The following is a 13620-nucleotide window of genomic DNA, read 5'->3' as shown; positions in this document are numbered from 1 at the left end:
ACACACAACTCATTAAGGGAGGAATTATCATGCAAAAAAGTTATTTTGATGGCGGAATGTTAACGTATATTCTAAGTTACATCATTTCATTTTTTATTATTACACTAACCTTTGGATTAGGAACTCCTTGGGCAATCTGCATTATGTATAAATGGGAAATTGAACACACAGTGATTGAAGGGCGTCGACTTGGATTTGATGGCACTGCTCTCGAATTATTTGGGAATTGGATCAAATGGTTTTTCTTATGTATTATTACTTTAGGAATTTACGGATTTTGGATTCATATTAAAGTACTAGAATGGAAAGCTAAACATACATATTTCTTAGATTAAAGTAAAACCACTCCGCTTAACGTTACGGAGTGGTTTTTGTTATGCCACATTCTTGTCTTTTTGCTGAACTCGTTTAGAGATATACGCCGTTAAAATTGGTGTTAATATAGCCGTCACGATAACGGAAGCAGTAATTTGAGTCGTAGCAGTTGCTTCAATCGCTTTAAAGGAAGCATCTACCGCAGAAAGTGCCGCTGGCGTCGCAATAGCACTTGCAGCCGTACTAGAAATCGCCGCACCTGCAACTCCATTTCCTCCAGACAATTTATCTGCAGCAATCGCTGCAATCCCACCAATTAAAGTTGTAATTACACCTAGTAAAATGCCAGGAAGTCCACCTTCAAGAATTTGTCCAAAGTTCATATTTGCCCCTAAACAAAATCCTACGACGATAATAATCGCTGTAATTCCATTTGAGAGAACTTTCTTCATATAAGGAAAAGCATTTCCTAAAATAATCCCAATGATTAGTGGTAAAATCGTTCCAATCAAGTTCCAAATAGAAATATTTGCCAACCCTGCGGTACTTAACACCGCCATTGTTACCATTGGACCAACACTTAAAGTTGTAATTCCAACAGCACCAGCATCAATTTCATCACCGTATACTTCTACAATTCCAGCATACATCGCATTATTCGCTACTGAAATTGCTCCAATTACCGCTACTGCACTCAACCCTAAGAAATTATCATTGAACACTTTCGCCACTAATAATCCTAGAATAATTGATACAATAATTTTGGCGATAATAATGGATGCGCCACGAACAACAGCTTTCGGTGTATTTTTAAGGGAAATCGTTCCCCCAATGACAAATAAGAACGCTCCAACCAATGGCCCAGCACCTTTTACAATCGGTGTTGTAAATCCACCAATTTGCAAGATTTGAGGAATAAATGTATTAATAAAACATCCAATAAACATTGGTACAATAATAGTATCCCCAGGAATTTTAATCTTTTTCATTGCATTCACATACCTTTTTGAAAATTTTATCGAGCGGAAGAAAAATCAACCATCTAATGTAATACCACCATCACAGTCGCCGATTTCTCCAGTAATAAAGCTTGCCAAATCACTAGCGAAGAATAAAATCATTTGAGCAATTTCAACAGGTTCTGCACGACGTCCTAAAGGAATCATACTAATCACTTTTTGGCTCTTTTCTTTATCTTCAGAAAGCACCGTTGTCATATCTGTTCTTGTAAATGATGGACATACTGCATTACAAGCAATATTGTATTTTCCTCCTTCTTTAGCAACAGCTTTTGTTAATCCATTCAAGCCTGCTTTAGAAGAAGCATACGCTGCAGTTCCTAGAAGACCTCCCCCTAATTTTGCAGCAACGGAAGAAACATTGACAATTCTACCGCCTTTATTTTCAATAAAGTGAGGGAAAATCGTGCTAATCGTTGAGAAACATCCAGAAAGATTAATACGAATTGTTCTTTCCCATTCTTCATACGTCAATTGATCGAAAGGTTTCGCACTAATCACTCCTGCACAATTGACTAAAACATCTACTTTCCGTTCAGATAGAATTTTGTTCATACTTGCAACAATGGATTCATGATTGCCTAAATCCATGTATTCAAACGCAGTATGTTCCGCTCCAAACTCGGCTACTGTTTTTGTAGCAGCAGCTTCATTAATATCTGCAATGACTACAAAACCTCCACCTTCAACAATTCCTCTTACTACTTCTTTTCCAATCCCATTTGCTCCACCTGTCACGATAGCAACTTTTCCTGAAAAATTCATAAAATCACTTCCTTTGATTTGTTGTTTACATTCTATTCCTATGAAAAAATCAGGTTGTTATCATTTGTTACTATTTTCACAGTTTTATACAATTTTTATCGTTATTTCCGTAACAACTAAAAAAACCTGCTGGTTTTACCAACAGGTTACAAAATTATTCAAATTAGTCTAAATATCTTTCCGGTACTTTTAGAACTGCGCAGATTTTCTTCAAGTCTTCTTTAGATAGAACATTACTTTCATAAATGCTCTTACCACTAACTCTTTGAACATCTAATGCAATATGGGCTGCTTTATCAGCAGTTTCAATTAAGCCGAAGCAATCTTGATAATCTACACCAGTTGAAAGAACTCCATGTTTACTCCAAACAACTAAACGATGAGTTTCTAATTCTTTTGCTGTAGCAGAACCAATTTTTTGAGTTCCTGGTACTTCCCATGGTAGAACGGCAATTCCATCAGGGAATACTACGATTGATTCAGTTAAAACTGACCATAAATCTAATGATAGAGATTCAGTTGTTACATCATTTAATAAGCAGTATGTCACAACATTTGTTGCATGATTATGAATTACTACTCTATGATTTGGGTTTTGTTTTAATCTAGCTGCATGAGATAATACATGCATGAAAATTTCACTTGTAGGACGTTTTCCAGTAACAAAACCTGCAACTACTTGATAACCTTTATCTGTTAATTGAATGATCCCTGTATCCGCATGTGGTTGTGAATGTAATGTTCTAAAATGACTTCCAGAAGCTGTAATTAAGATATATTCTCCTCTTACATGTTCTGGAACATCTAAAACTTCCACTTCTTTTCTATTTTCAGCATAGTACGTATATTCTGTACCAGCCAAGCTGCTTTCAAGATTTTCAGCTTCTTCGACTGTTAAACGATAACTAACGTTTCCGCCGTTGTACTCGTCCCAGCCTTTATTCCACATGTCATATGTTACTTGACATAATTCTTCAATAAACTTAGGATACCCCATAATTATTCCCCTTCTTTAACTGTAATAATATTCAGCCGTACTTGAAAAAATTTTGTTTATCCAACATAATAGTAACCGTTTTCTTAACTGACGTCAACCTAATTTGTTTAAATTTTAATAAATTATACTCATTTCGTCTTAATTTAATTGTTGAGTCATATGATTTTTTACTACGATTAAGTATTAAATTAAACAAATTAGACAGTTGGTTTCTAAATACACTTTCTTAAATTCTTTCCATTGAATCTACTGATTTCTAATCTAACTCTTTAAATATCCATCATATTTAAGATTCTTTTTTTGTATTATGGAATCGATTAAATCTTCTTTCATCAAATTCCTTGAATAAATTCTGCTTATTCAAGTATATAGCAACAGGTAAAATCAAAACCGTTAACCAAATAATTTGGGAGATGATAGAATAGACAAATAGTATTCCTAATACTAAAATAAGCAACTTCTTCATTCTATTCGCCTGCTTCTAATGTTTCATTATATTTCTTTCTATCTTTTAATAGCCATACATAAAGAGCTAACCATACAATTCCTAACACAATTGCAATAACATCGCCATTAAATCCATTAGCTAAAATATAACGAATGTCTGGTCCTTCAAAAGTTGCCCATGAAATTAAACCACTTTGATTTAATGTTTTTGTTTCTTCTGCTAAACGAGTCATATATGGAGTAAAGTAAGTTGCTCCATATAAGAATAACGGAGTAGAAATTAAACCATGAATAATCATTCTTAATACATTACCATTTGTTAATAATAGAGCTCCTACAACAAATGATAAGTTAATAATACCTGCAAAAGGCAATACAATATTATTAGGTAAAACGATAGATCCTATCAATAGGAATGGAATAGTAAAGATAACAGCTACCCATAATTCATTACGTCCACCAAGTACTGGCCAATCTAAACCAATATAAACTTCACGATCTTCAAATTTTTCACGCATAAAGTCAGATACTGCTTCTGAAATTGGTGATAAAGCTTGAGAGAATAATTTTGATACCATAGGGAATAAAGTTAAAGCTGTTGCAGCTTGAACTGAAAGAGTTAATGCATATTTAATACCATTACCAGATGCAGCTCCTAATGCAAAACCAATAATAGCTCCCATTACTCCATTTTCACCAAACACACCAATTTTTTCTTTTAATGTATCTGCATCAAATTGTTTGTTTAAAATAGGAATTTTTTTCAATAATTCGTCAATTGGATGTAAAATTACTGCAATCAAACAAATGAAGTGAGGCACTGTAATTCCTGGCACTCCAGTTAAACGTTCTACTTCTGGTGCAAATACATCTCCAAGTTTTAGTTCTAATACAATAATAATAGCTGCTGCAATAAATCCTAAGAAAATGTTATTTGTAAAGTACGTTACAATTACTGCTGTAAAAATTTTATTCCAAACATTCCATAAGTCTACATTTAATGTTTTTGTTTGTTTAGTTACTAGCATTACGAAGTTAATCGCTAATTGTAATGGGAACACTAAGAACGCATATGGCCAAGCCCAACTAATTGCTGCCGCACCGGGCCAACCAATATCAACCGCTGGTAAACTTAATCCAGTATGAGTTGTTAAATCATTTGCTGCTGCACCCATACTTGTCATAATAAAGTTTACAAGAATTCCCATACCTGTAAATGCAATCCCTAGAGTTAACGCTGCTGTGAAAGCTTCTCTGAACTTCATTTTCATTGCTAATCCAACAATTAACATTAAAAATGGAACAAATACTGCCGCTCCTAAATCCAAAATATATTGAATAATGACTTGCAAGGTTTCCATATTATTTCCTCCTAACTATTTAAAAAATCAATAATTTTTTGTAACTCTTGTTTTTGACCCATTCCTGTTAAAAATGCAATTCCATTAAATACTGGAACACCATAATCTTTTTTTGCTTTAACAATTGAAATATATCCGTCTGCTGATTTCAAATGCGTTTCTAACGCCTTCATATCTACAGCTTCAATCTCACAAGGTACGTTAGCTTCTTTTAATAATCTTTCAACTTTTGATGCTACTGTTTGAGAAGTAGCCACTCCTGATCCACATGCAACAATTAATTTTTTCATAACTCTTCCTCCATTTCTACTGTTACAAATAATTGATAAACTTCTTCTTCAGATTTTGCATTTTGTAATTTTGTAATAAATTCATCTTGTCCAAAAATATTCATTAGTTCGACTAACAAACCTGTTTGATTTTTTGGTTCAGAAATTCCTAATACAATTACAAAATTTACAGGAACTTCTTCATCTGATGTCCCCATCTGAATAAAAGTTATAGGTTTTGATAATTTAACAATGTAAATAAACGGTTTTTTCACATACTCACTATACGTATGCGGAATTGCTACTGCTGTTTTTTCTAATCTCAATCCTGTTGGAAATTCCTCCTCTCTTTCCACAATTGCAGTTGCAAATCCATCAGTTACAAACCCTTTATCAAACAAAGTTTTTGATAATTGCTGTAATAAATCTTTTTGGTTTTCACCCACTCCTTCTAAATTAATTAATTGTTTATTGACTAACTGTGATATAATTGTCATCTTTTTCACTCCTTATAAAATTGATTCAAAGTTAGCTTCTGAAAATAATGCCGTCATAAAACTCTCATAATCTTCGCTCTTCCATAAGTTCTGTATATAAGAAAAACTATCAATCTTAGAATAAATAACTTTTAAAGCATCTTTATAAAACTCTAATTCCTTTTCTGCAATTGCAATTAACATTACGACTTTAACTAAATTTTGTCCCCAATAGATTGGTTTCTCTAATGTCATCATAATCAGTTCACTAGTTTGAACCTCTTTTGGATTTGCATGAGGAAGTGCTATACCTGTATAAGTACTTGTAATTCCTAAATTTTCTCTATGCCGTATAGTCTTTTCAAATTTTATATTTTCAAGATTTTTCTCATTAGCCAATTGAATAATCTTTGATAAACACTTTTCCACACTGCTTACTTTTTCTCTGATATATACTGATTTTCCAAGTAATTTTTTTATAAGTCGATTCGTATATTCTTCATCATTTTTCGTTAAAAAGTTATATTGTGTTTGCTCCATTGTATTGGCTAAAAATTTTCTTTGGATTTTTAGTAAATCATCTTCTTTCATAATCGTTCCAACATGAATGTAAGGAAACGACACATTCTTTAATTCCACAGAACTAATCACTAAGTCGTTTATGCTAATATCTAAAGAGCTTGCTTTGGAATATTCAACTTTATAAATATGTTCGTACTGACCTGTTATTTTTCTAACTTGATTCAATAATAATTCCGATGTTGCTAAACTGTGAGGACATATCACATAGATATTCATTGGTTTTTTTATCTTTTCTACTGATATCTCCAAATGTATGGTTAAAAGTGCTGCTTCATTATCTGTTAATTCAACGTTAAAATTATTCTTAAAAACTTTTCCTGATAACCAAACAAAGTTATACAAGACTCCATACTGGTACTTAATTTCTTCCATCAAATCACTTTTCAAATGAATTTTATTTCGCAATCTCATAATCATTGCTGGGATATGATTAATTAACATTCCTCGTAAATAATCGTCTTGCTCAAAATGAATACCCGCTAACTCACCAACTAAGTCTATAAATTCATCGACTGTTTTCTCAATTTGAGCATTGGACTCTAAATAAGTATTTTCATAATTCCCAATAGTAATTAAGCTCTGAGAAAGAGAAATGATTTCCTTCTCGGCAACTTCTTTTCCAGAAACTTCATTCAATAAATCTCTAGCTAACAAGTATGTTTCAATTATTTTAGGATTATTGCTATCTAAATCATTTTGTTGTTCTATAAAATATCCGTGTTTCCAACGAATATCAAAAATGACCAAGTCCATTAATAAATAATGACGATATTCATAACAAACTGAAAATTTATATTTTTCTAACAACTGATTCATAATTTGGATAATTTCTTGAACTCTATTCTGATTAATACATCCATAATTCGATAATCCTATTAAATTAAAATGAATTAATCCACTTAACAGCTTATTACGAAAGAATTTTCTAATATTGTCTTCCAAACCATCCAATGAAATTTTCCCTTGATGTTTAATCAATTTGATTCCATTCTTATTAATTTCTTTTTCCAGTTCATGAATTTCTCTTCTTATAGTTGATTCACTCGTGAAATTTTCAATTGAACAATCTAAGATATCAATTTCATTTTTCAACATAAATGTAGATAATAATTTATACTCTTCATTTTGCTTATTCGTCTTTTGTGAAGTTTGAAAAGTTTTCTTCAATTGTTCTTTGTATTTTTCATCTATTTCAATATAAATCCCCGTACTAGGTTTTTTCTTTATTTCTGAAGAAAAAGCTTTTAAATATTGATTAATTACTGAAATATCATTGTAAATCGTTTTAGTGGAAACCAGATACTGTTGAGCTAACACCTTTCCTGTCACAGGCTCATTTTCTTGAATTAACCGATTCAATAGATCCACCTGTCTATTATTCATTAAAATCACCCTCCAACCATTTCCACATTTCCATTTTAAACCGCTTGCAAAAATATATTAAGTCAACTTTTTTCCAGAACATTGTGGAAGTTTTATTTTTTACTCGTCCAATTACAAATTTCAATTATAGAAACACAGAATTTATTTCCTATTATTTTCCTACTTTATCCCTTTGTAATCAATACCTAGTATAAGAATAGTGAATCAAAAATATAAAAAACGACTTTTAACTATTAGAAGAAATCTAACAGTAAAAGTCGTTAATTCATCCTAAATTCTACTCTTCCCCCACACCAGGTCGATATGCAAGAACACCTAATCCCATAAAGATGACTAGTGTCACACTTAAGAATACAACCTGTTCTTGAATCATTCCTGTCATAGAAATCGTTTGACGTAATCCTGATACTGAATAACTCATCGGAAGCCATGGATTGATCGTTTTGAAGAAATCATTCGTCAATGCAAGAGGATACGTCCCCGCACTTGATGCTAATTGTAATAATAATAAGATAAGCGAGAAGAAGGCTCCCACACGAGAATTCCATGTCGTTAGTGCAGTTACTATTGACATAAATGTTACACTCGCTAATAGAATCAATAATAGTGTTTTCATTTCATGGACTGCTGTTAATCCTATCAAGTGTACTCCACCATAAACAAGTATTCCTGCTAATACAGCAATCATTCCATTAATTTCTAAGCGAGCTTTAAACCAAGCCCAACGTGTTTCTGGATGTCTTCCAGATGGTAGTTTTGCAAAGATCATATTCGTTGATAATGCTGCCACAAACAATGCAACAGATATCATATATGGAGCCATCGCAATCCCATTGACTGCTACAGCATCATGATCTGTTTTTGATAATGCCAATGGATTAGATAAAGTTTTCGCATTTGTTTCTTCTATCGAAGCTAATGCTAATTGTTCATTGGCATCCATTAATCCTGTACTTAAAGTAGTCACTCCACCATATAAAGTTTCCAATCCAGCTGAAAGGGTATTTCCTCCATCAGCAAGTTTTTCTGAACCTTCTGCAATTTTTTGTGATCCATCTGTTAATTTAGAAGAACCTGAAAGAAGTTGTTCAGATTTTTGATTTAACTGGCTTGTTCCAGATTGTAAGGTAGTGATTCCAGATACTAATTCTGAAGATTTTTGGTTCAACTGATTACTTCCAGAAGAAATTTTTTCAATCCCTGCGACTAGTTCAGGAGCTTTTTGTGCTAATTGTCCAACTCCAGAAGTTAACGTAGAAGATTTTTGCGCTAATTGAGAAGAACCTGACGCTAACTGACTAACACTACCGTTTAAAGTACTGTTTTTAGAACTTAAAGTATTAGCTCCTTGGGCAACTTTATCCACTCCACTTGTATAAGCACCTACACCACTTTGAATCGCTTGACTAGCTGGAACAAGTTGTTGACTGACTGCAGCTTGTAGTGTTCCAAGGCCTCCTGATAATTGTGTTAATGAAGAAGACGCTAATGGCAACACTTGTCCTGCTGCAGATTGTAATTTTGCGACACTTTCTGCTTGAGATTTTGCATGTTCCAATTTCCCTTTTAATGCTTGAATCGTTGATAAAATTTCTTTTGCAGATTGCGCACTCGTATTCGTTTGATTCGATACAGCTGCTGTTAATTCTGCTTGTTGTTCCGCACTTAAAGTACTATATGCATTGGTTGATTGAATGGCTGTTAATGCAGCTTGTTGAGAAGCTTGACTATTCACCATTACACTTTGTGCTGAAGCAGCAATTGTAGATAAAGCACTCGTTACTTCACCCATTAATGCTGTACTTTCAGTTGCATTCGCTGATTGAATGGCTTGATTTAATTGATCTAATCCAGCTGCCAATTGAGAAATTTGACTACTCTTTTGTGCAGACGCCTCTAATTGACTCGATAATTGCTGAATTCCTTGGTTTAATTGTTGAACTCCATTTCGCAAAGTTTCTGATTGACCTGCCAATTGACTTGCCCCTGAAGATAAGCTATCCACTCCAGAAGTGTATGCTTGAACTCCACTAGATAATTGATTCAACCCAGAGTCTAGTTTTACAACTCCTCCAGCATACGCTTGAACCCCGTCATTTAATTGTTGAATTCCAGATGCTAATTCTGGAGTTTTAGAAGATAATTGATTTAAACCATTATCTAACTGAGATACAGCCCCTGTATAAGTTAACAATCCATTATGGAAGCTTGCTACACCGCTATCGATTTTTTTGACGGCATCTGTATAAGTCGTTAATCCACTCGTAAATTGCTCTGCTCCATTTGAAAAAGTAACACTTGATTGAGCTAAAGTTTGTAAATTAGTTGCTAATTGTTGGCTCCCCTCTTTTAATTGATTAGAACCTGAAGCAAGAGTTTGACTTCCTTGCGAAGCTTGTTCGATTCCATCTTTTAAAGTGCCCATTTTTTCAAATAAGGCTTTTGTATAAGTTTCTGTCACATTTTTGGCAACTGTTTGCTTTAATTGAACCATTGCTGAATCACTCATTTTACTAGCGATAAAACTATGACCACTAGAAGTTTGATAATCAATGTTCATTTGTTCTGGATGATTTGTTAAAATCGATGCGGCTTTTTGGGATAAATCACTAGGTAAGGTCACAACCATATAGTAAGTACCATCTTCTAGTCCTTCCATCCCTTCTTCTTCCGTTACAAAATGAAAATTCAACGCATCATTATCTTTCAAATTCGAAACCATATCTTCACCAATATTCATCGACTCTCCATTATACGAAGCAGCCTGGTCTTTATTCACAACCGCTACTGGCAATTCAGATAACTTTCCATATGGGTCCCACATAGAAGATAAAAATATAATGTTATATAAGGCAGGAATCAGTGCAATTCCTATCATCACAATAATGAAAGTTGGTTTTTTCAAAATGGCTTTCCACTCTCTAAACATATAACTCCTCTTTTCTGTACATACTGTCTATTTTTTGATAAAATAGATTATACATCATTAAAAACAGATATCAAGCAATAAAATTCATTTTTAGACACAGTGTGTAAAAATGTTTATTAAGGAGACATTATGACAGAGAGTAATAAACGACAAAAAACAAAACAGGCGATTGAAAACGCCATGGTACAATTACTAGCAGAACAGCCTTTCGATCAAATTAGTACGGTAAAATTAGCCGAAGCAGCTGGAATCAGCCGTTCAAGTTTTTATACGCATTACAAAGATAAGTACGACATGATTGATCATTACCAAAGTCGACTTTTTCATACGCTAGAATATATATTCGGGAAATATGCTAACCATAAACAACAAGCTATTTTAGAAGTGTTTGAATATTTACAGTCTGAACCTCTATTAGCGGCCCTATTATCTGAAAATGGCACAAAAGAAATTCAAAATTTCCTTCGCAATAAATTGCTTATTTTACTAAAAACAGATATTTTAACACGCTCTGCAAATCGTCTGTTAAACGAAACAGATTTAGAATATTGTGGCGTTTATTTATCCAATGCATTATTTGGTGTTTGTCAAACATGGATTGCTCACGGTAAAAAAGAAAGCCCTCAAGAAATAACAGACTTTTTATTCCCACTAACAAATGCCGTCAGCGAAGTTTTCTCTAAAAAATAAAAAAAACGCATGAATCGTGAGCGTACGATTCATGCTTTTTTAACATTTATAAATTTTTTTGTAGTGAAAGTTAGCCATGAGACTCACAAACAAAAAGATTTTTTCTTGTCTTTCTTACTTTTTCAAAAGATTCACTTTCACTAAATACTCTCTAGCAACGTCTTCAGCAGGTCTTCCGTTTGCCCCTACTTCAAAGTTCATTTGGCTCATTTCTTCTTCAGAAATTTTACCAGCTAATTGATTCAAAATCCCTTCTAATTCAGGATGTTTTTTCAACAATTCTTGTTTCATTAGTGGAGCCCCTTGATAAGGTGGGAATAATTGTTTATCATCCTCTAACACTTTTAATTGATAACGTGAAATTTCTGCATCTGTTGAATAAGCATCTGTTACTTGAATATCATCTGATTGAATTGCTTGGTAACGTAGTGCAGGTTCCATGGTAGCTACATCCAATTGTAAGCCATACATACTTTGCAATCCTTTGTTTCCGTCTTCACGGTCATTAAATTCTAATGTGAATCCAGCTTTCAATGGTCGATTTACTTTTTTCAAATCAGAAATTTTTGTTAAATTTTCAGCTTCAGCTAATGATTTTGGCACAGCAACAGCATAAGTATTTTGATACGCCATTGGTTTTAAAAAGACTAGCCCATCTTGCTCTAAAATTCCTTTACGAGCTACTTCATACACTTCTTCAGGTTCATGACTAACTTTTGGTTTATTTTTCAATAAACTTTCTGTAATGGTTCCTGAAAATTCTGGGTAAATATCAATATCTCCCTTTTTCAATGCTTCATATAAGAAATTCGTCTTCCCGAAGTTTGGCTTCACTTCAACTTTTAATTTCGTTTGATCTTCGATTAATAACTTATACATATTCATCAAAATTTCAGGTTCTGGTCCTAATTTCCCTGCGATAACTAGCTTATCTGATGTTTGCATTTTAGCAATTGTTGGAGCATAAGAAGTTCCTAATCCAATAATTAACACTAAAAATGCTGCCAAAATCGTTCTTAATTTTGCAGTTTCCATCCATTTTAATAAGAAGTTGAATAAAATGGCTAAAATCGCTGCAGAAATCGCTCCAATTAAGATAAGACTTGAATTATTTCGGTCAATTCCTAATAAAATAAAGCTTCCTAATCCTCCAGCACCAATTAATGCTGCTAAAGTTGCTGTTCCAATAATGAACACAGCTGCTGTACGAATTCCTGACATAATGACAGGCATTGCTAATGCAATTTCAAATTTTTTAAGACGTTCGATTTTTGTCATCCCAAAAGCAATTCCTGCTTCAACAAGACTTTCATCAATTCCTTGAAGTCCTGTAATTGTATTTTGCAAAATTGGAAATAAAGCATATAACACTAAAGTCGTTAAGGCTGGCAATGTTCCAATCCCCATTAACGGAATAAATAATCCAATCAAGGCTAATGATGGCAATGTTTGTACGATTCCCGCAATTTGTAATAAAAAACCAGAGATTTTTTTCGATGGACTGACTACTATCGCAACTGGAACAGCAATTACTACTGCTAATAATAACGCTAATAACGACAGTTGAAGGTGTTGTCCAAGAGCTAACATCCATTCACTATTTCTCTCTTGAAAAGTTCGAATGAATTCATTCATGATGTTCTCCCCCTTTAAATAATTCTTTAACGAATGCATTAGCCGGATTTGTTTGAATTTCGTAAGGAGTGTCTACTTGGACAATTTCTCCATCTTTTAACACAGCAATTCGATCGGCTAATTTTACAGCTTCATCTGTATCATGTGTAACAAATAAAGTTGTCATCTTAAATTCTTGATGCAATTGTTTCGTTAAATCTTGTAATTGTTTACGGCTAATCGCATCTAATGCTGAGAAAGGTTCGTCCATTAATAATATTTTCGGAGTCGCAATAATTGCTCGAACAATCCCTACTCGTTGTTGTTCTCCTCCAGATAATTCTTTTGGATAACGATGCGCGTAATCTTCAAAAGAAAGTCCAACTTTCTCTAATAACACCTTTGTTTGCTCTTGAATTTGTTCTTTTTTCCAACCTTTCATCTCAGGAATTAAGGCAATATTTTCTGCTACCGTTAAATTTGGAAAAAGTGCAATTTGTTGCAAGACATATCCAGTTTCTAATCGTAATTCTCTTTGATTATGATCTTTAATACGCTTGTCATTCAAGTAAATATTTCCATCTGTTGGTTCGATTAATTGGTTAATCATTTTCATCATCGTCGTTTTCCCTGAACCCGATGGTCCCACTAAAACCATAAATTCACCGTCTTCAATGCGTAAATTAACATCTTTTAAGACAGTTTTTTCTGCGTAGCGCAATGCTACATTTTTGTATTCAATCATTTTAACTCCCCCTTTTAGTAAAAGCAGA

12 protein-coding genes are annotated in these 13620 nt (G+C 33.3%); 2 read left to right on the top strand and 10 right to left on the bottom strand.

Features of this window, described 5'->3' with window-relative positions; translation table 11 throughout:
• Window positions 1–29: 29 nt before the first annotated feature.
• Window positions 30–335: a DUF898 family protein gene (locus tag RYL55_RS00265; RefSeq protein ID WP_315006227.1), complete on the top strand. Its 306-nt coding sequence runs from the start codon at window positions 30–32 to the stop codon at window positions 333–335.
• 39 nt (window positions 336–374) lie between these two features.
• Here the strand turns inward: RYL55_RS00265 and RYL55_RS00260 are convergent, their stop codons facing one another.
• The 8 genes from RYL55_RS00260 to RYL55_RS00225 all read right to left on the bottom strand — a co-directional run bounded on the left by RYL55_RS00260 (window position 375) and on the right by RYL55_RS00225 (window position 10543).
• Window positions 375–1304, bottom strand: coding sequence for a 2-keto-3-deoxygluconate permease (locus tag RYL55_RS00260; RefSeq protein WP_315006225.1), 930 nt, complete (start codon window positions 1302–1304; stop codon window positions 375–377).
• A gap of 45 nt (window positions 1305–1349) precedes the next feature.
• Complete coding sequence (locus RYL55_RS00255) at window positions 1350–2099, bottom strand: SDR family oxidoreductase (RefSeq protein WP_315006223.1); 750 nt, start codon at window positions 2097–2099, stop codon at window positions 1350–1352.
• A 163-nt stretch (window positions 2100–2262) separates the two neighbouring features.
• Window positions 2263–3096, bottom strand: a complete 834-nt coding sequence (gene rhaD, locus RYL55_RS00250) for a rhamnulose-1-phosphate aldolase (protein WP_314112226.1) — start codon at window positions 3094–3096, stop codon at window positions 2263–2265.
• A gap of 467 nt (window positions 3097–3563) precedes the next feature.
• The gene (locus RYL55_RS00245) at window positions 3564–4904 is read right to left on the bottom strand and encodes a PTS transporter subunit IIC (RefSeq protein ID WP_315006220.1); all 1341 of its coding nucleotides are present in this window, start codon (window positions 4902–4904) and stop codon (window positions 3564–3566) included.
• 11 nt (window positions 4905–4915) lie between these two features.
• Window positions 4916–5194 (bottom strand): PTS sugar transporter subunit IIB, encoded by a 279-nt coding sequence (locus tag RYL55_RS00240; protein ID WP_314112220.1) that lies wholly within the window; start codon window positions 5192–5194, stop codon window positions 4916–4918.
• The gene (locus RYL55_RS00235; RefSeq protein WP_314255919.1) at window positions 5191–5670 is read right to left on the bottom strand and encodes a PTS sugar transporter subunit IIA; all 480 of its coding nucleotides are present in this window, start codon (window positions 5668–5670) and stop codon (window positions 5191–5193) included. The genes RYL55_RS00240 and RYL55_RS00235 overlap by 4 nt, the downstream gene beginning before the upstream one ends.
• Window positions 5671–5682: 12 nt before the next feature.
• Window positions 5683–7614 carry a PTS sugar transporter subunit IIA gene (locus RYL55_RS00230; protein WP_315006218.1) on the bottom strand — a complete coding sequence of 644 codons (1932 nt, stop codon included), beginning with the start codon at window positions 7612–7614 and terminating at the stop codon, window positions 5683–5685.
• 277 nt (window positions 7615–7891) lie between these two features.
• Window positions 7892–10543, bottom strand: a complete 2652-nt coding sequence (locus tag RYL55_RS00225) for a YhgE/Pip domain-containing protein (RefSeq protein ID WP_315006216.1) — start codon at window positions 10541–10543, stop codon at window positions 7892–7894.
• 129 nt (window positions 10544–10672) lie between these two features.
• Between RYL55_RS00225 and RYL55_RS00220 the strand changes: the two genes are divergently transcribed.
• Window positions 10673–11233: a TetR/AcrR family transcriptional regulator gene (locus RYL55_RS00220; RefSeq protein WP_315006215.1), complete on the top strand. Its 561-nt coding sequence runs from the start codon at window positions 10673–10675 to the stop codon at window positions 11231–11233.
• A gap of 114 nt (window positions 11234–11347) precedes the next feature.
• Here RYL55_RS00220 and RYL55_RS00215 read toward each other — a convergent pair whose 3' ends face one another.
• Window positions 11348–12868 carry an ABC transporter permease/substrate-binding protein gene (locus tag RYL55_RS00215; RefSeq protein ID WP_315006213.1) on the bottom strand — a complete coding sequence of 507 codons (1521 nt, stop codon included), beginning with the start codon at window positions 12866–12868 and terminating at the stop codon, window positions 11348–11350.
• Window positions 12861–13592 carry an ABC transporter ATP-binding protein gene (locus RYL55_RS00210; protein WP_314852480.1) on the bottom strand — a complete coding sequence of 244 codons (732 nt, stop codon included), beginning with the start codon at window positions 13590–13592 and terminating at the stop codon, window positions 12861–12863. The genes RYL55_RS00215 and RYL55_RS00210 overlap by 8 nt, the downstream gene beginning before the upstream one ends.
• Between the last annotated feature and the right edge of the window lie 28 nt (window positions 13593–13620).

The organism is uncultured Granulicatella sp., from assembly GCF_963515615.1.
Taxonomy (GTDB): Bacteria; Bacillota; Bacilli; order Lactobacillales; family Aerococcaceae; genus Granulicatella.
Note: the sequence above shows the minus strand (reverse complement) of the source record. Positions and strands in the feature narration are given on the sequence as shown.

Excerpts from the sequence above, each read along its gene's own strand:
- RYL55_RS00245 (WP_315006220.1), bottom strand. The coding sequence starts at position 4,904 with ATGGAAACCTTGCAAGTCATTATTCAATATATTTTGGATTTAGGAGCG.
- rhaD (WP_314112226.1), bottom strand. The coding sequence starts at position 3,096 with ATGGGGTATCCTAAGTTTATTGAAGAATTATGTCAAGTAACATATGAC.
- RYL55_RS00260 (WP_315006225.1), bottom strand. The coding sequence starts at position 1,304 with ATGAAAAAGATTAAAATTCCTGGGGATACTATTATTGTACCAATGTTT.
- RYL55_RS00235 (WP_314255919.1), bottom strand. The coding sequence starts at position 5,670 with ATGACAATTATATCACAGTTAGTCAATAAACAATTAATTAATTTAGAA.
- RYL55_RS00215 (WP_315006213.1), bottom strand. The coding sequence starts at position 12,868 with ATGAATGAATTCATTCGAACTTTTCAAGAGAGAAATAGTGAATGGATG.
- RYL55_RS00265 (WP_315006227.1), top strand. The coding sequence starts at position 30 with ATGCAAAAAAGTTATTTTGATGGCGGAATGTTAACGTATATTCTAAGT.
- RYL55_RS00240 (WP_314112220.1), bottom strand. The coding sequence starts at position 5,194 with ATGAAAAAATTAATTGTTGCATGTGGATCAGGAGTGGCTACTTCTCAA.
- RYL55_RS00225 (WP_315006216.1), bottom strand. The coding sequence starts at position 10,543 with ATGTTTAGAGAGTGGAAAGCCATTTTGAAAAAACCAACTTTCATTATT.
- RYL55_RS00255 (WP_315006223.1), bottom strand. The coding sequence starts at position 2,099 with ATGAATTTTTCAGGAAAAGTTGCTATCGTGACAGGTGGAGCAAATGGG.
- RYL55_RS00220 (WP_315006215.1), top strand. The coding sequence starts at position 10,673 with ATGACAGAGAGTAATAAACGACAAAAAACAAAACAGGCGATTGAAAAC.
- RYL55_RS00210 (WP_314852480.1), bottom strand. The coding sequence starts at position 13,592 with ATGATTGAATACAAAAATGTAGCATTGCGCTACGCAGAAAAAACTGTC.
- RYL55_RS00230 (WP_315006218.1), bottom strand. The coding sequence starts at position 7,614 with ATGAATAATAGACAGGTGGATCTATTGAATCGGTTAATTCAAGAAAAT.